Source organism: Campylobacter sp. CFSAN093226, from assembly GCF_012897595.1.
Lineage (GTDB): Bacteria > Campylobacterota > Campylobacteria > Campylobacterales > Campylobacteraceae > Campylobacter_D > Campylobacter_D jejuni.
Window position 1 is genome coordinate 618,715 of record NZ_CP040608.1, and the last position, 14,546, is coordinate 633,260.

At 31.1% G+C, this 14,546-nt stretch carries 14 protein-coding genes and 3 pseudogenes; 10 read left to right on the top strand and 7 right to left on the bottom strand.

The features are described 5' to 3' along the window. Positions 1-44: 44 nt before the first annotated feature. The 7 genes from FBF02_RS03270 to FBF02_RS03300 are packed head-to-tail and all read right to left on the bottom strand — an operon-like array spanning position 45 to position 6,085. Positions 45-593, bottom strand: a complete 549-nt coding sequence (locus FBF02_RS03270) for a hypothetical protein (RefSeq protein WP_002852208.1) — start codon at positions 591-593, stop codon at positions 45-47. Continuing rightward, positions 586-1,692, bottom strand: coding sequence for a hypothetical protein (locus tag FBF02_RS03275; RefSeq protein WP_021034203.1), 1,107 nt, complete (start codon positions 1,690-1,692; stop codon positions 586-588). The genes FBF02_RS03270 and FBF02_RS03275 overlap by 8 nt, the downstream gene beginning before the upstream one ends. Further along, positions 1,679-2,554: a GTPase Era gene (era, locus tag FBF02_RS03280; protein ID WP_002858591.1), complete on the bottom strand. Its 876-nt coding sequence runs from the start codon at positions 2,552-2,554 to the stop codon at positions 1,679-1,681. The genes FBF02_RS03275 and era overlap by 14 nt, the downstream gene beginning before the upstream one ends. Then, positions 2,551-3,870 carry an ATP-dependent protease ATPase subunit HslU gene (gene hslU, locus FBF02_RS03285; protein WP_002852226.1) on the bottom strand — a complete coding sequence of 440 codons (1,320 nt, stop codon included), beginning with the start codon at positions 3,868-3,870 and terminating at the stop codon, positions 2,551-2,553. The genes era and hslU overlap by 4 nt, the downstream gene beginning before the upstream one ends. Then, entirely contained in the window at positions 3,867-4,409 is a 543-nt protein-coding gene (gene hslV / locus FBF02_RS03290) for an ATP-dependent protease subunit HslV (protein WP_002781630.1), read from the bottom strand. Before hslV ends, hslU begins: the two co-directional genes overlap by 4 nt. Next, positions 4,409-4,852: a 50S ribosomal protein L9 gene (rplI, locus tag FBF02_RS03295; RefSeq protein WP_002781628.1), complete on the bottom strand. Its 444-nt coding sequence runs from the start codon at positions 4,850-4,852 to the stop codon at positions 4,409-4,411. Before rplI ends, hslV begins: the two co-directional genes overlap by 1 nt. A 12-nt stretch (positions 4,853-4,864) precedes the next feature. Continuing rightward, entirely contained in the window at positions 4,865-6,085 is a 1,221-nt protein-coding gene (locus FBF02_RS03300; protein WP_002858632.1) for an argininosuccinate synthase, read from the bottom strand. Positions 6,086-6,239: 154 nt separating this feature from the next. Here FBF02_RS03300 and FBF02_RS03305 point away from each other — a divergent pair, with 154 nt between their 5' ends. The 10 genes and pseudogenes from FBF02_RS03305 to kdpB all read left to right on the top strand — a co-directional run bounded on the left by FBF02_RS03305 (position 6,240) and on the right by kdpB (position 14,538). Continuing rightward, positions 6,240-6,485 (top strand): RNA-binding S4 domain-containing protein, encoded by a 246-nt coding sequence (locus FBF02_RS03305; protein ID WP_002864726.1) that lies wholly within the window; start codon positions 6,240-6,242, stop codon positions 6,483-6,485. Further along, positions 6,482-6,889 (top strand): tRNA (adenosine(37)-N6)-threonylcarbamoyltransferase complex ATPase subunit type 1 TsaE, encoded by a 408-nt coding sequence (gene tsaE / locus FBF02_RS03310; RefSeq protein ID WP_002858585.1) that lies wholly within the window; start codon positions 6,482-6,484, stop codon positions 6,887-6,889. Before FBF02_RS03305 ends, tsaE begins: the two co-directional genes overlap by 4 nt. Next, the gene (lptB, locus tag FBF02_RS03315) at positions 6,882-7,610 is read left to right on the top strand and encodes an LPS export ABC transporter ATP-binding protein (protein WP_002855252.1); all 729 of its coding nucleotides are present in this window, start codon (positions 6,882-6,884) and stop codon (positions 7,608-7,610) included. The genes tsaE and lptB overlap by 8 nt, the downstream gene beginning before the upstream one ends. Continuing rightward, positions 7,610-8,860, top strand: coding sequence for an RNA polymerase factor sigma-54 (locus FBF02_RS03320; RefSeq protein ID WP_002852268.1), 1,251 nt, complete (start codon positions 7,610-7,612; stop codon positions 8,858-8,860). Before lptB ends, FBF02_RS03320 begins: the two co-directional genes overlap by 1 nt. 163 nt (positions 8,861-9,023) lie before the next feature. Continuing rightward, a complete protein-coding gene (locus FBF02_RS03325; protein ID WP_002856715.1) occupies positions 9,024-10,448 on the top strand; it encodes an anaerobic C4-dicarboxylate transporter in 1,425 nt (474 codons plus the stop codon). A 141-nt stretch (positions 10,449-10,589) separates the two neighbouring features. Next, a pseudogene (gene kdpF, locus FBF02_RS03330) lies at positions 10,590-10,776 on the top strand (K(+)-transporting ATPase subunit F). A 9-nt stretch (positions 10,777-10,785) separates the two neighbouring features. After that, positions 10,786-11,301 (top strand): annotated as a pseudogene (locus tag FBF02_RS09060) (potassium-transporting ATPase subunit KdpA). Continuing rightward, a pseudogene (locus FBF02_RS09065) lies at positions 11,301-11,699 on the top strand (potassium-transporting ATPase subunit KdpA). Before FBF02_RS09060 ends, FBF02_RS09065 begins: the two co-directional pseudogenes overlap by 1 nt. Then, the gene (locus tag FBF02_RS09070; protein ID WP_002858628.1) at positions 11,666-12,535 is read left to right on the top strand and encodes a potassium-transporting ATPase subunit KdpA; all 870 of its coding nucleotides are present in this window, start codon (positions 11,666-11,668) and stop codon (positions 12,533-12,535) included. Before FBF02_RS09065 ends, FBF02_RS09070 begins: the two are co-directional and overlap by 34 nt. Continuing rightward, the gene (gene kdpB / locus FBF02_RS03340; protein ID WP_002852255.1) at positions 12,493-14,538 is read left to right on the top strand and encodes a potassium-transporting ATPase subunit KdpB; all 2,046 of its coding nucleotides are present in this window, start codon (positions 12,493-12,495) and stop codon (positions 14,536-14,538) included. The genes FBF02_RS09070 and kdpB overlap by 43 nt, the downstream gene beginning before the upstream one ends. The last annotated feature ends 8 nt before the right edge of the window (positions 14,539-14,546 follow it).

A 14,546-nucleotide genomic window follows, 5' to 3' on the forward strand; every position in this document is an offset into this window, starting at 1 on the left:
ATTTTTTTTATAATAATATTTAAAAATATAATATTTTAATATTATTATAAATTAACAAATTTAAACATTAAATCAAGCTTTAATTTTAAACCCTGTGTATTGTATAGTTTTATTTTATCAATTTTTAAAGCTATAGGAAGATTTTCTAAATTTTGTATAAAATTGAGTAAGTCTTTAAAGTTGCCATTTAAACTTAGAAAAACATAATTATAGTGGATAAAATTTTTGTTTTCTTGGGAAAATTTTATTTCATTAATGGTTAAATTTTTGGATAAATTATTGATTTTTTTATTGAAAAAATCTTTATCATAAAAAAATAAATGCAATTTTTCTTTATAGTATTTTAATTTTTCTTCCTCTGTTTTTATCTGTTTTGTTAGCTTTGTCTCTATTTCTTTAAGATGTGAATTTTCTATTTTTGCTTCATTTAATGCAAGGTAATTATGTTCTACTAATGTTTTTTGAAAAATATCTTCCAAAAAGCGATCATGAATTTTAAAAGCTAAAAACAAAGCACAAAGGCAGATAAAAGAAATAAAAAGAAATTTTTCCCTAGGATTTAAATTTTGCAAAAATACTTCTATTTTATTCATGTATGACTTCTAATATGATATTCAATGTTTCTTCATTTTTATCAAGGAATTTAAAAGTAGAATTTAGATTTTCTAATGCTCTTTTAAAGTGGTTTTCATCGATAAAAGAAAGAATGATTTTTGTTTGTTCAAATTCAAGATTTGTGATTTTAAGTTCATTGGAATTAAGCCATGATATGATTTGATTTAGAATGATTGCCTTATTTTTATCTAAATTGATTTCTTTTGTTATGGTGGATAAAATATGAAATTGTTGTTGTGTAGATGATATTTTATTGGAAAGAGTAAAGTTTAAATCTTGTATGTTTGTTAATAATTTTTGCTTATCTTGTTTTAGTTTAGAAATTTCTTCTTGTATGATAAAATTTTTATTTTGAATTTCCTTATTTTGTTTGTACTCTATAAAATCTTTAAATAATAAAATCATCATGCTAAGACTAAAGCTAAAAATAAATATTAATATAATTTTAAAAGAAATAGATATTTTTATTTTATTATGCTTGATAAAATTACAATTTTGATCTAGATTTTTTATACTATATGAACTTAATTTCAATAAACTATTTTTATCAAGAATATCATTTAGATTTAAACATTTTATTTGAGATGAGAAGTAATGTTTGATTGTATCCAAATCCTGATAAAGTAGCAATTTGCTTTCATAGTGTTTTAAAAGTTCTATAAATCGATTTTGTTTAAAAAATAAATCCATATTGCTTGGGTTGAAATTTTCGATTTTTTTAAGATTGATAAATTTTCCCTCTTGGTAAAAATATAAATATAAAGTTTGATCATATAAATTTAAAACACAATAATCACTTTCCTCAATAAATCTTTCATCAAATAAAGCTTGAAAAATTAAAGGCTCGGGAAAGCAAAAACGACTTTTTTTCAATTTGTAAACAGGTGCTAAAAAACAATGATAAATTTCATTATGTTTAAAAAAAGCTATTTGATAGTCAAAGGGTTTGCTTAGCTTAAAATCTGCAGTTAAATTGTTAAAAAGTTCGTCTTCTTTGGATATTCCCGTTCTTTGAGCATAAAGTAAATCTGTAGATTTTATAAAATTTATTTTATTTAATGAATTAATTTTCATCATTTAGAAGTTTTTTTAAAAATTCTTCATCTTTTTGCCAGTTTTTTTTCACTGTTACAAAAAGCTTTAAAAGTACCTTTTTTTGGGCAAGTTTTGAAATTTTAAAGCGTGCATCTTTGCCTATTCTTTTTAAAGTTTCCCCTTCTTTTCCTATAAGCATACCCTTGTGAGAGTTTGTATCTGTGATGATATTGGCTTCTAGGATTAAAAGATTAGGTGTGTCTTTGGTGCGATGGATAAGCACTTCGCTACTATAAGGAAGCTCATCGCTTAAATTTTCATAAATACTTTCAAGTATGAAATCTCTATAAATTTCTTTTTCGCTACTCGCACTTAAAAATTCAGGATCATAAAAATATTCATGTTCGTCAAGATATTTTACTATCTCATCTAACAAGCCTTTTTTATAGCTTTTTTTCTTAGAAGAATAAGGAATGATAGCCTTAAAATGTTGGCTAAATTTTGCATATTCGCTAAGTTTTTTTAAAAGTGTAGCATTGTCGGTTAAATCTACTTTATTTAAAGTGATGATATGTGGTACTTGTGGGTTTAGACTAAGAAAATTTTCATAGTCTTTTGTACTATCAAAAACACTCGCCACAAATAAAATCACATCACAATCCCCCATGGATTTAATAGCACTTTGGACAAGCAGTTGATTAAGCGTAGCACCGCTTTCGTGAAGTCCTGGGGTATCGATGAAAATGATTTGATTTTTTTCATGCATCACTATGGCTTTGATTTTACGCCTTGTGGCGTTTTGTTTGTGAGAAACTAGGGCGATTTTTTCTTCTAATAAGGAATTGATTAAAGTACTTTTTCCTGCATTAGTACGCCCTATGATACTAACAAAGCCACTTTTCACAAAATATACCTTGCAAGATCTTTATTTTCTATGATATCTCCGAGTTTTTCTTCTACCATTTTTTTATCCACTACGAATTTTTTACCCGCATACTCATCAGCTTCAAAACTTAGATCTTCAAGTAATTTTTCTATCACAGTATGTAAGCGTCTAGCACCTATATCTTGCATTTCTTCATTGGCTCTTGAAGCTATTTTTGCTATTTCTTTAATGGCTTCATCATCAAATTCAAGTTCTAAATTTTCAGTTTTTAAAAGCTGAGAGTATTGTTTTAAAAGTGAATTTTTAGGGCGTGTTAAAATTTCATAAAGAGCTTTATCATCAAGACTATCTAATTCCACTCTTAAAGGAAAGCGTCCTTGCAGTTCAGGGATAAGATCACTTGGTTTGCTAAGATGAAAAGCCCCTGCAGCGATAAAAAGAATATGATCGGTTTTTAAAGTACCTATTTTTGTTTGTACATTTGATCCCTCGACTATAGGAAGTAAGTCTCTTTGCACCCCTTCTTTACTTGGATCTTGGCGGTTTGAATTTCCGCTTGAAACAGCGATTTTATCGATTTCATCAATAAAAATAATACCTTCATTTTCCGCTCTTTTTAAGGCTTCGCTTTTGATGCTTTCTTGGTCGAGGATTTTTTCTCCTGCTTCATTTTTTAAAGCATTTTTAGCGTCTTTGATTTTCATTTCTTTTTTGACTTTTTTACTGCCAACGCCTATAACCTTAACTATATCTTGCATTGCACCCATTTCAGGAGGTAGGTTGGGATTGGTATCAAACATATTTTGTGAAATTTCTATCTCTATGGTGCTTTCATCAAGATCGCCATTTCTTAGTTTAGTTCTCATTTTTTCAAGACTGTTTTTATATTCTTCTTGTTTTTCATCGCTGATACCCTTTGGTAAAGGTGGTAAAAGTTTTTCTAAAATTTTATTTTCTATAAATTCATCGATTTTATCTTTGTTTTTTTCTCTTTGCTCATTTTTTACCAAATTTAAAGCCGCATTGGCAAGATCTCTTACCATGCTTTCTACATCACGACCTACAAAACCTACTTCAGTATATTTACTTGCTTCGATTTTGATGAAAGGAAAACCCATCATTTTAGCTAAACGCCTAGCGATTTCTGTTTTTCCTACACCTGTAGAACCTATCATCAAGATATTTTTTGGCACTATATCATCTTGCAACTCAGGGCTAAGTTGCATTCTGCGGTAGCGATTTCTTAAAGCTATAGCTATGATTTTTTTAGCTTTTTTTTGTCCTATAACATAATCATCTAAAAATTTAACGATTTCTTTTGGAGTTAGATTCATTTCTCATCCTCAATTACATAAGTTTTGATATTGGTATTGGTATAAATGCAAATTTCACCTGCGATTTGAAGACTTGATTTTACAAGTTCTTCTTCATCTAAATCGGTATGTTTTGCTAAGGCTCTAGCAGCTGAAAGCGCATAGTTTCCACCACTTCCTATGGCTGCGATTTGTCCATCTTCAGGTTCGACCACATCGCCTGTACCAGAAAGTAGAAAAATGTGATTTCTATCAAGTACGAGCATCATGGCTTCAAGTTTTCTTAGGTATTTGTCTTTTCTCCATTCTTTAGAAAAGTCAATTGCTGCTTTTAAAAGATCGCCTTTAGAACTTTGAAGGAGATTTTCAAACATATCAAAAAGATTAAAAGCATCAGCTGTTGATCCTGCAAAACCTGCTAAAACTTTGCCATTGTTGAGTTTTCTAATCTTTACAGCATTGCCTTTTAGCACCGTATTTCCAAAGCTTACTTGTCCATCTCCGCCAATTACGGATTTATTTTTACCTTTGTAAGCTAAAATCGTTGTTGCGTGAAACATTATTCTGCCTTTATATTTATGTTAAATTTAGCATGGATTGCGTGTCCAAGTTTTACGCTTACTTCGTGGATTCCTAAGCTTTTTAAGGTATCACATTCTAAACTTTTTTTATCGATTTCTATATGGCTTTGTTCTTTTAGGGCGTGAGCGATTTCATCTTTGGTTACGCCACCAAACAAACTTCCATTTGCACCTACGGGTTTTGAAATTTCAAGAGTGATTTTGCTAAGTTCTTCTTTGAGTTTTTCTAAATTTGCGATTTCAAAGCGTAAATTTTCAGCCTCTTTTTTCTTGTCGCTTTCATATTTTCTTAAAACTTCATTAGTAGCTGCTTTAGCAAAGCCTTTAGCGATTAAGAAATTTTGTCCATAGCCGTCTTTTACTTCTTTTATTTCTCCTGCTTTTCCAAGTGCTTTTACATCTTTGATTAATAATACTTTCATTTTATTCCTTTATTAAAATTTTCTTCCATTTTTTCCTGCGATGATAAAACGCAAAGCATTAAGCTTGATAAAGCCTGCTGCGTCTTTTTGATTATACACTTCATCTTCTTCAAAAGTACAATAAGCTGCGTTAAACAAGCTATCGTTCGCACTTTCGCGTCCTATAACCATCACATTGCCTTTATAAAGCTCGAGCTTTACTCTGCCATTGGCGTGAATTTGAGACTCATCGATTAAGGCTTGAAGCATCATTCTTTCAGGCGAGAACCAATAGCCATTATAAATTAAACTCGCGTATTTTGGCATGAGTTCATCTTTTAAGTGTGCTGCTTCTCTATCAAGCGTGATGCTTTCAAGCGCTCTATGTGCTTTTAAAAGTATAGTACCGCCTGGAGTTTCGTAACAACCACGGCTTTTCATGCCTACATAGCGATTTTCTACTATATCAAGGCGTCCTATACCGTGTTTGCAGCCTAGTTCGTTAAGTTTGGTTAAAAGTCCTGCAGGACTTAGTTTTTCTCCATTTATCGCTACTAAATCTCCTTTTTGGAAATCAAGTTCTATAATTTCACTTTCATTTGGAGCGTCTTTTGGGCTTTTACTCCATCTCCACATATCTTCTTCAGGTGTGTGTGCAGGATCTTCTAAAACAAGTCCTTCGTAAGAAATATGAAGTAAATTTGCGTCCATAGAATAAGGGGATTTTCCTTTTTTCTTAGAAATATCAATGCCATGTTTTTGCGCATAAGCAAGGAGTTTTTCACGACTGTTTAAATCCCACTCACGCCATGGAGCGATGATTTTTAAATCGGGACTAAAAGCAAGATAACCAAGTTCAAAACGCACTTGATCATTTCCTTTGCCTGTGGCGCCATGACTTACCGCATCAGCACCTGTTTGCAGGGCAATTTGTGCTTGAGTTTTTGCTATGAGTGGTCTTGCTATACTTGTTCCTAAAAGATACTCTCCTTCATAAATTGCATTGGCTCTAAACATAGGAAATACATAATCTTTAACAAATTCATCTCTTAAATCTTTAATGAAAATATTTTCTTCTTTTATGCCTAAAGAAAGGGCTTTTTTTCTTGCAGGTTCGAGTTCTTCACCTTGACCAATATCTGCTGTAAAAGTTACAACTTCACAATTATACTCATCTTGAAGCCATTTTAAAATAATGCTCGTATCAAGCCCCCCAGAATACGCTAAAACTACTTTTTTTACTTCATTTTTCATAAGATATCCTTTGTTAAAATAGATTTGAAAATTGTAAAATTGTATCCAAATTTCATTAAAGAAAAGTTTTTACTTGCTATTTTCTTAAAAAATAAAGCAAAGGCGTAAGCAAATTTTGTTCCAAAAATTGATTTTTTTTGCTAAAATTGCTTTTATGAGAGTAGATAAATTTTTAAATGTAGTTAATATCACGAAAAGAAGAGCTATTTCTGAAGATATGTGTAAAAGTGGTGTAGTGGGGATTAATGGCGTTATTGTTAAAGCGAGTAAAGAGGTTAAGGTGGGTGATATCATCACTTTACATTTTACTGAATATACTCAAAAATATAAAGTCCTAGCTCTACCTAGTACGAAAAGCATTCCTAAAAATGCACAAAATGAATATGTGGTAAAATTATGAAAGAATTTATTTTAGCAAAAGATGAGATCAAAACGATGCTTCAAATAATGCCTAAAGAAGGTGTTGTTTTGCTTCAAGGAGATTTGGCTAGTGGAAAAACAAGCTTAGTGCAAGCTTGGGTTAAATTTCTTGGTCTTGATGCAAGGGTGGATTCTCCAACTTTTTCCATTATGCAAAAATATGAAAATCATGATATTTGCATTTATCATTATGATATTTATCAAGAAGGTTTAGAAGGACTTTTAGCAAATGGTTTATTTGAAAATTTTTTTGAAAAAGGTTTACATTTGGTTGAATGGGGCGGTGAAAATTTGAAAAAAACTTTAATGAAATTTGGAATTTCTACTATCCAGATTAAAATTAGCATTAAAGACGACAAAAGAAAGTATGAAATTTATGAGTAAATTAGAAATTGTAAATTTAGAAAAAATTATTAAAAAAACTAAGATTATACATGGAATTTCTTTAGAGGTTAATAGCGGAGAAGTTGTAGGACTTTTAGGGCCAAATGGTGCAGGAAAAACGACAACTTTTTATATGATATGTGGACTTATTTCCCCAAGTAGTGGAAAAGTTCTTTTAGACGGTTTAGATGTGACAAAAGATCCTTTAAACAAAAGAGCTAGATCAGGGATAGGTTATTTACCTCAAGAAAGTAGTATTTTTAAGGATTTAAGTGTAGAAGATAACCTGCTTTTAGCGGCTCAGATTTTTTATAAAGATAAAAAAATTTTACATGATAAAGTTGAGCAAATGCTTGAACTCTTAAGTATAGAGCCTATTCGTTTAAGGAAAGGTTTAAGTTTAAGTGGAGGTGAAAGAAGGCGTTGTGAGATCGCTAGAAGTTTGATGTGCGAACCTAAGTTTTTGCTTCTTGATGAGCCTTTTGCAGGTGTTGATCCTATAGCAGTGGCTGAAATTCAAACTTTAATTAAAGAGCTTAAAAGATTAGGGATTGGGGTTTTAATTACCGATCATAATGTGCGTGAGACTTTGGCTATTTGTGATAGAGCTTATGTTATAAGATCGGGCTCTTTGCTTGCTAGTGGGAATGCTGATGAAATTGCAACCAATAAAGACGTGAAAAAGTATTATTTAGGAGCGGAGTTTAAACTCCTTGATTGATGTTAAAGCAAAAAATCACCCAAGCACCCAAGACTAAAATTTCTCAAACTTTACGCTCTTGGTTGCCGATTTTACAAGCAAATATAGAGGATTTAAAAGAAAATTTAGATAAATTTGCTGAGGATAATCCTTTCTTAAATGTTCAAGATTCGATACAAACTCATGATAAGGGTAAGAATTATTTTGATTCATTTTATAAACATAATGTAAATTCGGCTTTTGTGGATAGTAAAGGACTTGCCAAAAAAAGTGTTTATGAGCTTTTAAATGAACAGATTCTTCCTCCTTTGTTTCCTACAAGCAAATCTCAAGAACTTGCAAAAAAAATTATAGAATGCTTAAATGAGGAAGGATATTTTGAACACGATGAAGAATTTTTAAAAGAGTATTCTTTGGAAGAAATTGAGCGAGTAAGAGCAAGATTTAAATTTTTAGATCCTGTAGGAGTGGGAGCTAAAGATTATAAAGAAGCATTTTTATTTGCTCTTGAAAATATGGAGTTAGATGAAGATATTGATGAGTTTTGTAGAATGTTGATTATGGATTTTGAAAATATACAAAACTATACCAAAGAGCCTTTATATAAAGAAGCATTAGCTGTACTTAAGCGCTTTAGCACTCCCCCTTTTTTGGAATATTTTGAAGATTCTCGTATAATTGTTCCTGATATTTTTGTTTATAAAGAAAATGGTGAAATTAAAGTAAAAATCAATGATGATTATTATCCTGAAATTTCAATCCAAACTGATGGTTTAGAGCATGATTTTTTAAGTCATTACATCAAAGAAGCAAAAAATTTAGTTGATGCTTTAGCGATGAGAAAAGCTACTCTTTATAAAATAGGGCTTATGATAGTAGAATATCAATATGATTTTTTCATGGGAAAAGAGATAAAACCTATGACTTTTAAGGATTTAGCACTTGATTTAGAACGCAATGCTTCGACTATATCAAGAGCTGTGGCAAATAAATATTTAAGTTGTGAAAGAGGACTTATCCCTTTGCGTGATTTTTTTGCTTTTGCTCTTGATGAAGAGGGAGAGACTTCAAATGTAGGTGTTAAAGAATTTGTGGCAAATTTAGTAAAGAATGAAGATCGCAATAAACCTTTAAGCGATAGTAAAATTTTAGAATTAATTAAAGAAGAATTTAAAGTCGATATAGGGCGAAGAACTATTACAAAATATCGCAAACATCTTAATATAGCAAGCTCTACAGATAGAAAAAAATTATATGAACTTGAAGGATAAAATTCTATCAATCTATCAAACCCATTACACTTTTGTTTTATATTTAAATTTAATTTAAATAATATAAAAAATTATTGTTTTATTTTTAGAAATATTATTCTTTAATTTAAAAATGTGATACAATAATAACTGTTTTTAAATATTAATTTTCAAAGGAGTTAAAATGGACTTTTTAACAAGCCTTAGTGAGGGAGGGCAATTTGCAATCCAAATCATTATCGTTTTAATTTGTCTTTTTTACGGTGCAAAAAAAGGCGGCATAGCGCTTGGTTTACTTGGTGGTATAGGTATTTTAATGCTTGTATTTGCTTTTCATATAAAGCCTGGAAAACCAGCCATAGATGTTATGCTTACAATTTTAGCGGTAGTGGTTGCGAGTGCAACTTTGCAAGCAAGCGGTGGTTTGGATGTTATGCTTCAAATAGCAGAAAGAATTTTAAGACGCAATCCTAAGTTTTTAACAATATTAGCGCCTTTTGTAACCTGCTTTTTGACTATACTTTGTGGAACAGGACATGTGGTTTATACTATTATGCCTATTATTTATGATATAGCGATTAAAAACGGTATTCGTCCTGAGCGTCCAATGGCGGCAGCTTCTATATCATCACAAATGGGTATTATTGCATCTCCTGTATCTGTGGCTGTTGTGAGTTTGACTGCTTTGCTTTTAAATGCTAATCATAAATTAGCAGGTTTTGATGGTTATATTAATCTTCTTCAAATTACCATACCTAGTACATTATTTGGTGTATTGTGTATAGGAATTTTTTCTTGGTTTAGAGGAAAAGATTTGGATAAAGATGAAGTATTTCAAGAAAAACTTAAAGATCCTGAATTTAAAAAATATGTTTATGGGGATTCTAAAACACTTTTAGGCGTTAAACTTCCAAAAAGCAATTGGGTTGCAATGTGGATTTTCTTAGGAGCTATTGCTTTAGTAGCTTTATTAGGTGTATTTGATTTCTTGCGTCCAAACTGGGGGCAAGTTGTAAAAAATGGCATTCCTCAAGTAGATGCTTTAGGCAATCCTAAAATGGATGTTTTATCCATGGTTTCAGTTATTCAGATGTTTATGCTTTTAGCAGGTTCTTTGATTATCATCTTTACTAAAACAGATGCAAAGAAAATCGGCTCTAATGAAATTTTTAAATCAGGTATGATAGCACTTGTTGCGGTTTTTGGAATTTCTTGGATGGCTGATACTATGTTTGCAGTTCACACTCCTATGATGAAAGCAGCGCTTGGAGATATAGTAAAAGAGCATCCTTGGACTTATGCTGTAATGCTTCTTTTAATTTCAAAATTTGTAAACTCTCAAGCAGCGGCTATTTCAGCTTTTGTTCCTTTGGCTTTAGGAATTGGTGTTGAACCTGGTGTAATTGTTGCTTTTGCGGCTGCTTGTTATGGGTATTATATTTTACCAACTTATCCAAGCGATTTGGCTACTATACAATTTGATAGATCAGGTACTACTCACATCGGTAAATTTGTTATCAATCATAGTTTTATTTTACCAGGTCTTATAGGTGTAATCACTTCTTGTATAGCAGGATATTTTATTGCTATGGCAGCAGGTTATCTTTAACAATTTTTAGCAGGATTTTTCCTGCTAAATTCTTCATTTGTCTTTTTATTTAATATAGATAAAAATTATAAATAAATCATAAAATTAGTATTAATCAAAATATAAGCTTAACAAGGATAGAATAAATCCTATTTTGAATCAATGAGAAAAGGCTATCCTATGGATATTATCTTTGCTTTGCTTCTACTTTTAGCTTTTGGTAGTTTATGTTTTTTATCCGTTTTTGTGAAATTCAAACTAGGACACGCGGATGATATTTTTACTAGTTTTAAGCTTAATACTTGCTCTTTATTTATTTTATGCTCTATTATATCCTGAAAAATTTTAAAGGAAAAATATGCTAGAAATTTTAATAACACTGATTATAGCTTTTATATTGGCTTTAATTTTTGGAAATTATCTTTATAAAATTGCAAGCTGTAAAAAAACTATTTTTGATTTTATTTTTAATCCAATTGATAACTTAATTTATAAAATTTGTGCAATTGATAGAAAAAATATGACTTGGCAAAAATATTCTTTGCATTTAATTGCTTTTAATGCCTTAGTGGCTATTTTTTCTTTCGTGATTTTTTATTTACAAGATAAACTTTTTTAAATCCCAATTCGATAAATTCTATGATAAGGGGATTTGAATTTAAATACTGTAATTAGTTTTATTACAAATACAAACCTTCAGCATTATAGTGGAGAGAATGCTTTAAGTTTGCTTTCGCAAAATACAGGCATTTTGCTTGCTATGTTTGTTTCAAGTGCGAGTGGATATTCTGCTTGTATGGCTTTTTGTCGTGCTTTATGTAGTATGCAAATGGGAAATTTTATGAAGATTTTACGCGTATTATTACGCGTTTGATGTTGCCTTTAAGTTTTATTTTGGCTGTAATTTTTATCTCTGAAGGCGTGGTGTAAAATTATCACGCAAATTTTAGCGTGCTTACTTTAGAAAATAAATTTCAAAGCATTGCCACAGGTCCTGTTGCAGCTCTTGAGTCTATAAAACATTTAGGGACAAATGGGGGTGGTTTTTTTGGTACTAATTCAAGCATGCCTTTTGAAAATCCTACTTTACTTACAAATTTTTTGCAAATTTTATCCATGATGCTTATTCCTAGTGCCTGTGTTGTAGCTTTTGGATTGATGGTTTATCATAGAAAAGAAATACAAGGTTTTGCTCTTATGGGAAAAGAAGAAGAAGGGGGGGGGTTATTTTTGGTGCAATGGGGATTATTTTTATCATTTCTTTGCTTTTAATTTATTTTAGCGAAAAAATGTCAAATCCAAATTTGGATTCTTTGGGTTTAAATGCAAATTTGGGAAATTTGGAAGGTAAAGAAATAAGATTTGGCACAGATGGTTCGAGTTTATTTAGTGCTGTAACTACTGCTTTTACTACAGGAAGCGTCAATAATATGCACGATAGTTTAAATCCTTTAAGCATCAGTGCTACTTTGCTAAATATGATGCTAAATGTAGCTTTCGGTGGCGAAGGAGTAGGGCTTATGAATATGATTATTTATGTGCTCTTAACCGTGTTTATTTGTGCATTAATGATAGGTAGAACTCCAGAATTCTTGGGTAAAAAAATAGAAAGCGCACAAATGAAGCTTATAGCTTTGGTAATTCTTATCCATCCTTTATTAATCCTTGTTTTAAGTGCATTAGCTGTTGTTTTTGCAAAAGATAGTATAAGCAATCCTAGCTTTCATGGCTTGGCTCAAATTTTGTATGAATTTAGTTCTTCGGCAGCAAATAATGGTTCAGGACTTGAAGGTTTAAAAGATGATAATTTATTTTGGAATTTAAGCACAGCTTTTGCTATGTTTTGTGGGCGTTATTTGGTTTTAATAGCTCAGCTTGCTATAGCTGGATCGCTTTTGGCTAAAAATACACAAGAAAATACTGCAAATTCTTTAAAAACGGATAATTTAACTTTTATGTTTGTGCTTGTTTGTATTATATATATTTTTGCTGCACTTACTTTTTTCCAGTGCTTACTTTATCAAGCGTTGCAGAATATTTATCTTTATGGCATTAAGGAGAGTCAATGTCTAAAAAACAAAATAAACTCATTACAAAAGAAATTTTAAATAATGCCATAAAAGGAGCATTTTTAAAATTTGATCCACGCTTTATGGTAAAAAATCCTGTTATGTTTATGGTGGAAGTTGGATCGATTCTTACTTTGATTTTAAGTATTTTTCCTACTTTGTTTAATGGAAATTCTGATGAAAGAATTTATAACATCTTAATCACTTTTATTTTATTTATAATCTTGTTTTTTGCAAATTTTGCAGAAAGTATTGCAGAAGGAAGGGGTAAAGCCCAAGCAGCTACCTTAAGACAAAGCAAAAAGGATTCTAAAGCTAGACACATAAAAAGTGATGGCAGTGAAGAAATGCTTAATTCTAGCGAGTTAAAAATAGGTGATATAGTTTTAGTTAAAGCAGGTGAACTTATACCTAATGATGGAGAAATTATAGAAGGTACTGCAAGTGTTGATGAATCAGCTATTACAGGTGAAAGTGCACCTGTTATGCGTGAAGCGGGCGGTGATTTTTCTTCTGTTACAGGTGGGACTACGGTTTTAACTGATTTTTTAAAGATTAAAATTTTAGTTGGAGCTGGGGAAAGTTTTTTAGATAAAATGATCAATCTTGTAGAAGGTGCTGCGCGTCAAAAAACTCCAAATGAAATTGCTCTTAATACTCTTTTAATTGTACTTAGTTTGAGTTTTTTGATGGTGGTTGTAAGTTTATATCCTTTTATGCAATTTTTAGGCGTGAGTTTGCCTATTTCATGGTTAGTAGCATTGCTTGTATGTCTTATTCCTACAACTATAGGGGGACTTTTATCAGCTATAGGAATAGCAGGTATGGATAGGGTAACGCGTTTTAATGTGATCGCACTTTCAGGCAAGGCTGTTGAAAGTTGTGGTGATGTTGATACTATGATTTTGGATAAAACAGGAACGATTACTTTTGGAAACCGTTTGGCAAATGAATTTTATGAAGTCCAAGGTATAAGTAAAGAAGAAATGATTAAAGCTTGTGTTTTATCCTCTTTAAAAGATGAAACTCCAGAAGGTAAAAGCATAGTTGCATTGGCTCAAAAAATGGGTTATGAATTAGAAGGTAATGATATTAAAGAATTTATCGAATTTAGCGCTCAAAATAGAATGAGTGGTGTGGATTTGCAAGATAATACAAAAATTCGCAAAGGTGCTTTTGATGCTATAAGAGCTTATATAAGCGAAATGAATGGAAAAATTCCTAGCGATTTAGAAACTAAGGTAATGGAAATTTCAAATCTTGGCGGCACTCCTTTGGTAGTGTGTAAAAATGAAAAAATTTTAGGAGTGATTTATCTAAAGGATACAGTAAAACCAGGACTTAAAGAGCGCTTTGATGAGCTTAGAAAAATGGGCATAAAAACTTTAATGTGTACCGGAGATAATCCTTTAACAGCAGCTACTATAACTAAAGAAGCAGGGCTTGATGGATTTATAGCAGAATGCAAGCCTGAAGATAAAATAAAAGCCATTAAAAAAGAACAAGCCCAAGGTAAGATAGTAGCCATGACAGGAGATGGAACCAATGATGCTCCAGTTCTTACACAAGCTGATGTAGGTATAGCTATGAACTCAGGAACTCAAGCAGCCAAAGAAGCAGCCAATATGATAGATCTTGATTCTAATCCTACTAAAATTTTAGAAGTAGTTGAAATAGGAAAAGGTTTGCTTATTACTAGAGGTAGTCTTACAACTTTTAGTATGACAAATGATATTGCTAAGTATTTTGCTATTTTACCTGCTATGTTTAGTGTGGTTTTACCTCAAATGCAAATTTTAAATATTATGCATTTGGCTACCCCGAAAAGCGCTATTTTATCAGCACTTATTTTTAATGCTATTATTATACCTTTGCTCATACCTATTGCTATGCGTGGAGTTAAATTTAAGCCTATGAAAAGCGAGCATTTGCTTTTAAGAAATTTGAGTATTTATGGTTTAGGTGGTATGATAGCACCTTTTATAGGGATAAAAATAATTGATATTCCTACAGCTTGGATACTTAGAATTTTAGGAGTGTGATATGCTTA